5 protein-coding genes are annotated in these 7,038 nt (G+C 33.7%); 1 reads left to right on the top strand and 4 read right to left on the bottom strand.

Translation table 11 applies throughout. From position 1 onward, the window contains the following. Nucleotides 1-53: 53 nt before the first annotated feature. The 4 genes from V7056_RS01225 to V7056_RS01210 all read right to left on the bottom strand — a co-directional run bounded on the left by V7056_RS01225 (nt 54) and on the right by V7056_RS01210 (nt 5,555). A complete protein-coding gene (locus V7056_RS01225) occupies nt 54-1,373 on the bottom strand; it encodes a UDP-glucose dehydrogenase family protein (protein WP_499698547.1) in 1,320 nt (439 codons plus the stop codon). A 1-nt stretch (nt 1,374) separates the two neighbouring features. Beyond that, a complete protein-coding gene (gene galU / locus V7056_RS01220; protein ID WP_499698545.1) occupies nt 1,375-2,274 on the bottom strand; it encodes a UTP--glucose-1-phosphate uridylyltransferase GalU in 900 nt (299 codons plus the stop codon). Between the two features lie 456 nt (nt 2,275-2,730). Next, complete coding sequence (locus tag V7056_RS01215; RefSeq protein ID WP_499698543.1) at nt 2,731-4,464, bottom strand: glycosyltransferase family 4 protein; 1,734 nt, start codon at nt 4,462-4,464, stop codon at nt 2,731-2,733. Continuing rightward, nucleotides 4,461-5,555: a CotS family spore coat protein gene (locus V7056_RS01210; RefSeq protein ID WP_499698541.1), complete on the bottom strand. Its 1,095-nt coding sequence runs from the start codon at nt 5,553-5,555 to the stop codon at nt 4,461-4,463. Before V7056_RS01210 ends, V7056_RS01215 begins: the two co-directional genes overlap by 4 nt. A 238-nt stretch (nt 5,556-5,793) precedes the next feature. Here V7056_RS01210 and V7056_RS01205 point away from each other — a divergent pair, with 238 nt between their 5' ends. Continuing rightward, nucleotides 5,794-6,828: an NAD-dependent epimerase gene (locus V7056_RS01205; protein ID WP_499698569.1), complete on the top strand. Its 1,035-nt coding sequence runs from the start codon at nt 5,794-5,796 to the stop codon at nt 6,826-6,828. Nucleotides 6,829-7,038 lie beyond the last annotated feature (210 nt).

Genomic DNA, 7,038 nt, shown 5'->3' with positions numbered 1-7,038 from the left:
CAAGAGATTCAGACTGATTGAGAACCGTTTTAGTTTTTTTAGGTCTTATTGATTTACATTACGTTTATCAAAATCGATGGTTTTCCAATAGGATAGTATTCTACTGTTCCACAGTCTCTTAACTTAGATTCTAAAATACAATTTCTACCATCAAAAATAATCGGATTTCTCATGCTCTCTGTTAAACTCTTTATATCTAATTCTTTGAATTCATTCCATTCGGTAACAATGAACACTGCATCTACGTTATTTACCGCTTCCTTAACAGATGATGCATATTCTATCGTTTCACCTAATATATTTTTTGCATTTTCAATTGCAACTGGATCATAAGCACTGACTTTTGCACCTAATGTCAGTAAAGCACGCGATATTTTAATGGAAGGAGCCTCTCTCATATCATCCGTTTCGGGTTTAAACGATAAACCTAATAAAGCGATTTTCTTCCCGTCTAATGATCCAAACCGTTTTAAGGCTTTCTCCACAAGCAACTCATGTTGATGATCATTTATTGCAATAACCTCATTTAAAAATCCAAAGTTTACACCATTTAACTTGGCTGAATAAAGTAATGCTTTTACATCCTTTGGAAAACACGATCCACCATATCCAATCCCTGCATGTAAAAATGCTTCACCAATTCGAAAATCTTTACCCATTCCTTTTGCAACATCTTCTACATTTGCTCCAACTGCTTCACATAAGTTAGAAATTTCATTAATATAGCTGATTTTACTTGCTAAGAAGGCATTAGAAGCATATTTAATCATTTCTGCACTTCGTGTATTGGTCAAAATAAACGGCACATTTAACGGTTTGTACATCTCTTTTATTTTCTCTCTAGCTTGTTCGTTTTCACTTCCTATTACGATGCGATCGGCTTTCATTGTATCTTTAATAGCAGAACCTTGTCTTAAAAATTCAGGATTAGAAACAATTTCAAACGATAACTCTTTTGGACAGTGTTTTTGAATTAAATCTTTTATATATTCATTCGTCCCAACTGGAACTGTACTTTTAATCACAACAACTGTATTTGGTTGAATATGTGTTCCAATATGAACGGCCGCACCTTCAAGATATGATAGATCTGCTGCACCATCATTTCTTTGTGGTGTTCCAACAGCTATTATGATAATCTCTGCTGACTCCAAACCTTCGCTAAATGACGATGTAAAAAATAATCTTTCTTCTAAACCATTTTTAACAAGTAGTTCGTCAAGTCCTGGTTCGTAAATCGGTGAGATTCCAGCCTGAAGATTCTTTATTTTCTGCTCGTTTATATCGATACATGTAACATAATGGCCGATTTCAGACAAACAAATACCAGTCGTCAAACCTACATAACCCGTACCTAAAATAGCAATTTTCATCTTATTCATTCCCCCTATTAAGGAGGTATTCTTTTTCAATTATGTCTTTTAAGAATGCAATGACTTCATCTTTTATTTCATCTCTATGAATTGCAAAATCAATCGTTGCCATAATAAATCCAATCTTATTACCAATGTCATAGCGTCTTCCCTCAAAGTTATATGCCAAGACCTTTTGTTCTTTATTCAGTTCATTGATGGCATCCGTTAGCTGCAATTCGCATCCTTGTCCAACAGGAAGTCTCGATAATATTTCAAAAATTTCCGGAGTTAGAATATATCGACCCATAATCGCATAATTTGATGGCGCATTCTCTTTTTTCGGTTTTTCCACTAAATAGTCAATTTCAAACAAATCATCATCATTCTCTATATTTTTTGGTTTAATAATGCCATACTTACTAACATCTTCATCAGCTACATCTTGAACAGCAATTACCGAACTATTATGCTTTTCAAATACATTTATTATTTGTTTTAGGCATGGGGTTGATGACAACACAATGTCATCACCTAACAATACTGCAAATGGTTCATCACCTATGAAGCTTCTTGCACATAATATTGCATCTCCTAAACCTTTTGGCTCCTTCTGACGGACATAAAAGATTTTGACAATGTTTGATATTTTTTGAATTTCCTTTAATTCTTCTAATTGGTTTTTACGTAGTAGAGCTTCTTCTAGCTCATAAGACTTATCAAAATGATCCTCAATGGATCTTTTTCCTCTACCACTAATAATGATGATTTCTTCAATACCTGATGCGACTGCTTCTTCAACAATATATTGAATAGTTGGTTTATCAACTATTGGTAGCATCTCCTTCGGCTGTGCCTTCGTTGCCGGCAAAAAACGAGTCCCGAGACCGGCGGCGGGAATAATAGCCTTTCGGATTTTCATCTATGGTTGCCTCCAAATCTTTGTTCAATAATACTGTATATGTAAATTTGGAGTTTCGGACACCATATAAGCCTATTAATAATGAAAGTTCAATATATACCTAGTAGACGTTTCTCATATATGGATAAATAACCTACTATTTCAATTGCCTACTATGAAATAAATTTAGTAGGTTATTTGCCTTTACACTATAAAAATTACTTGTTAATTGTCCATCTTATAATGAGATGAATTGAATAATTATATAAAAAAATTTGCATACTAAAGGTAATGAGGTGATATTTATGCTCAAAAAAAGCTGGCCAATGGCCGTAATAGTCATTCTACTATTTATTTACTATATGTACATTCTTCCTATTATCATAAAATGGCATGATCGACCATAATAAAAATAGTATGAAATATATTTAAAACATGCAAAAAAGAGCATGTAAGAATACAAGCTCTTTATATTTTCTAAGAAATAAACTTCTTATTATACTGTTCCGTAACACTCGAAATCTTTCTTAGACCTGTTTGCTGGTTAATTGGTTTATTTAGTTCATTTTTAGTTTCTTTCATTGTATTAACATCTTTCACTTCTACAACCGCGTTCGTATTTGCATTCACTCGATCTGTTATGCTTCTGATTTTTCTTAAGGTTATAGGATTAACATTTGTTACATCTCGGATTTGAACAGTCTGCTTCCCTAGTTTCATATTGCCACGAATAGATTGCTTTACTAATGCTTCTAAGATTTTTTCCTCGAAAGATTGCATTGTAACCGTTTTTATTACTCTTTCCTGGATAGGCTGTTTTCCAATTGTTTCTATTACTCTTTCCTGGATAGGCTGTTTCCCCACTGTTTCTATGACTTTTTCCAAGATCGGCTGTTTCGCTACTATTTCTAGTTCTTTTTCAATCTGGATTTCTTTCGTTTCGTTCTCGTTAACTTGTGTTTCCTCAGATACAGTAGGAATGTTTTTGTTCGTTTGTACAGGAGCTGCTGTTTTAAAGACTAGTTTAGATTCATATTGTTCTAATTGCTCCGAAGTAACAGCAGAAGCAAATTGTGATTGATTCCATACTTCTAAAATCTCATTTCCTACTCGACTCCAGGTATATTTAGAAATTGCTAGTTCTCTTCCTCTGTTACTCATGCTTCTCATTAATGATTTATTCGATAAAATCTCTGTAATCTTTGCTGCAAATTCACTAGGGTCTTCTGGATTTTCAACAATTAATCCATTTTCACCAGGTATAATAACTTCTGGGTTACCACCTCTTGCTGTTGTTACAATAGGAAGTCCTGCTGCCATTGCTTCATAATGAACTCTAGCTAGTGGTTCTTGCCAAAGAGAAGTACAAACAAATATATCAGCTACAGCAAACCAGTTTTGCATTTCAAATGGTGACACGAATCCTGTTGTAACGACTGGAACTTCCTGTTTTTTTGAGATGGCTCTAATATATGCTACATAATCTGTTACATTATTTTGGCTAAACCAATTACTCCCTACTATGACCAATGCTAAATCTTTAAATGTTTTCGATAGCTGTGGTAAAGCTCTAATTAAACGGTCTACTCCTTTATTTTCAGAAAGTCTGCCCGCAAATAAAATGACTGTTTTATTCTCTAAACCATATTCTCGTCTAAGCGAATCTCTAATTTCACTCATTTTCGAATTATTTCCAGGTAAAAATCTATCAGAATCTACTCCTGAATAAATTGTTCTAATCTTATTAGAAGCCTCAGGATAAAGTTCGCGAATTACATTCCCTACATAGTCACTGACAGTTACAATATTGGAAACTTCTTCAATTACCAACTTAGCTTCTTCTGGATCGATTTTACCAAGATTAAACATATCGTTATGCATACTCAAAGTTATTTTTGCATTAGGAGCAACTTTTCGAATTGGCAAAACCAATCGAGGTCTGTTAAAAATGTGAATTAAATCGAATTGATTTGAATTTATATATTCAACGACACCTTCACGATACAATTCAAGTACTTTTCCAGGAACACGAATATATTTCACTCCATCAATTATTTCCTCATCTGGTAGTGTTGGGTCATTTATTCCCATAATTGTTATATCATGACTTTTACTTAAATAAGGTAAACTTCCTGAAATATAGGTTTGAATCGCTCCACCTAAAACTGGAGGTACCGGAAGATTCTCAGTACAAACCATTAATATCTTCATGATTGATCACTCCAGTCATTTCTTATTTCAGTTAAAGTAGCCCATTTTGACTGCTCCAGATCAACAATCGATTGAATTAATTGAATTGTTGTTTCAGTTAAGAATAGTTCTGGTTCATATAGAACTTCTTTAATATTTTTATAAAATTCATTTGGTAATGAGAAATCAATCATTAATACCTCATATAACTCTGGAGAAATAGGATTCGCTTCATGATAGGACTGAATCATTTCTCGAACCCAAGTAGCATCCCATCCAAATAAATCCGACATTGTTCCAGATATTAACTTTCTTAAATCACGAATAGGTAAGTCATATGCTACTCCATCAAGGTCGATGATCCACATGCCATTTGGTCCCATTTGACCATTTGACCAACCATAATCCTGATGAACTAATCCCCAATTTGCATTACCTTCATTTACCATCTCAAAATATTGAGATTGATTTAGATCTTCAATACTTTTTGCTGCTTGTTCCTGAAACATATCAACTACATTTAATAACGCCTGACTTGCTGGCATTTCTTCATAAGCTAATGCTACAGTTCGGAACCAATTCATTTTTGAATATATTTTTTCATAACTTTTTGGCCATTTGTGTAATCTTGACGCTACTTCAGCTTGACTAGGTGGAACGTAGCCTTTGCTTAAACGATGGAATTCCCCTAATGCGTAGCATAGCTGTTTTGCCCCAACTAAATCTTTTGACACTGGAGCTAACGTTTCAATCCACTCTGCCACAAACCATAATTTCCCACCTGCTTCTACATATTCTTCACCATTTTTTGTTCTAATGATAGCTGGAACTCTAGCCTCTTGTACTTCAACCAAATACTTCTGAGCACCTAAACTAAACATACTTCTAGTTGGTCTTCTGTGTAAAAGCTTAAAACTTTTTGGACCAGCATTTGTTTCTATCTTCCAAATTGCTCCACCTTTATCTGGTTTTGTCGTCACAACTTGCATGCTGCTAACTTGAAGATCATATTCCTTTAAAACTTCAACGCCAATCGCTTCTATATACTCAGGTACGTAAAACTCATGAGTTAGTTCATCGACATCCCATGGTTCAATTATTAAATTTTCCAAAATCTCCCTCCTACTTAATTAAAGCCCACTAAAAAATGAACATTTCAAAGGTGAAATGTTTTTTACTCATTTTTCTTTTGAGCTTTAAGCCAGTATAGACCTAATGTAATAATATGAATTAGTACAAGTGTTGTGAGGGCTAAATCCTTTTTATCAAAAAATTTCACAGCCTAAAATGTGGTTTCATAGTTATTTGCATATTTTTCCAAGCGGTAGAACCTCGTCCTTTAAACTACATATGATATGTTATCGGTTATTAGGTAAGGAGGTAATTCAAATCATACAGAATATTAATAGACTCATTTTTATTACTGGTTGTGCAGGTTTCATAGGATTTCATCTATCTCGTCGCTTATTAGAGGAAGGTTGCCAAGTAATAGGTATCGATAATATAAATGATTATTACGATGTAACATTAAAATATGATAGATTAAATATGCTAAAGAAATACCAAAAGTTTCATTTTGTAAAAGGTTCAATAGACAATAAAGAATTAGTAGAAAGTCTATTTGAACAATATCAATTTGAGATTGTTATCAATTTAGCAGCACAAGCAGGTATTCGATATAGCATCGAAAATCCCGAGTCTTATATTCAATCGAATCTCGTTGGGTTTGCAAATATTCTAGAATGCTGTAAACACCACAAAATCAGTCACCTGATCTATGCATCATCAAGTTCAGTTTATGGAAATAATAAACACATTCCCTCATCAATTTATGACCGAGTAGACCATCCAATCAGTTTATATGCTGCTACAAAAAAAGCGAATGAATTAATGGCATATACTTACAGTCATACATTTAAACTTCCTACTACTGGACTACGCTTCTTCACAGTATACGGCCCATGGGGGAGACCCGATATGGCACTGTTTAAATTCTCTAATGCCATCATCAATCAACAGCCGATCGAAGTGTATAATTATGGAAATATGAAAAGAGATTTTACGTATATTGATGATGTTGTAGAATCAGTCATGCGGATTATAAATAATGGTCCACCGAAGGAATCTGATTCGTTTTATAAAATTTATAATATCGGCAATCATAAACCTGTAAAATTAGACTACTTTATTCAGTTAATTGAAGTGCAATTAGGCAAAAAAGCAATTTTAAAGTTATTGCCAATGAACCCCGGAGAAGTTCTTGAAACATATGCTGATATTGAACAACTAGTCAATGACATAAAATATCGCCCTCAAACTTCTATCGAGGAAGGATTAATTAAATTTACAGACTGGTTTAAAGACTATAAAAATATTAAAACTTAACTTGGATTAGATCAAAAATTAAACTTACTGCAATTAGTAAAAAAATTATATAACTATATAATTAGCATTTTAAAATAGGGGCTGTCTCATAAGACTATTTGTCTAAGAGACGCCCCTTCTACTTTACATTAACGAAAAAAGAAAATGCGTTGATTTCCACTCCAGGATGCTCGCTTTCCATGGGGCGGGCGCTGAGCCTCCTGGGCCCAC

This window comes from Bacillus sp. JJ664, assembly GCF_036962205.1.
GTDB lineage: Bacteria > Bacillota > Bacilli > Bacillales > Bacillaceae_G > Gottfriedia.
The sequence above is the reverse complement of the archived record's forward strand: the minus strand, read 5'-3'. Positions and strand labels throughout refer to the sequence as shown.

What these genes read in the sequence shown, in the direction of transcription:
- V7056_RS01225 (WP_499698547.1), bottom strand. Translation starts at nt 1,373, where the DNA reads ATGAAAATTGCTATTTTAGGTACGGGTTATGTAGGTTTGACGACTGGT.
- V7056_RS01205 (WP_499698569.1), top strand. Translation starts at nt 5,794, where the DNA reads ATGATATGTTATCGGTTATTAGGTAAGGAGGTAATTCAAATCATACAG.
- V7056_RS01215 (WP_499698543.1), bottom strand. Translation starts at nt 4,464, where the DNA reads ATGAAGATATTAATGGTTTGTACTGAGAATCTTCCGGTACCTCCAGTT.
- galU (WP_499698545.1), bottom strand. Translation starts at nt 2,274, where the DNA reads ATGAAAATCCGAAAGGCTATTATTCCCGCCGCCGGTCTCGGGACTCGT.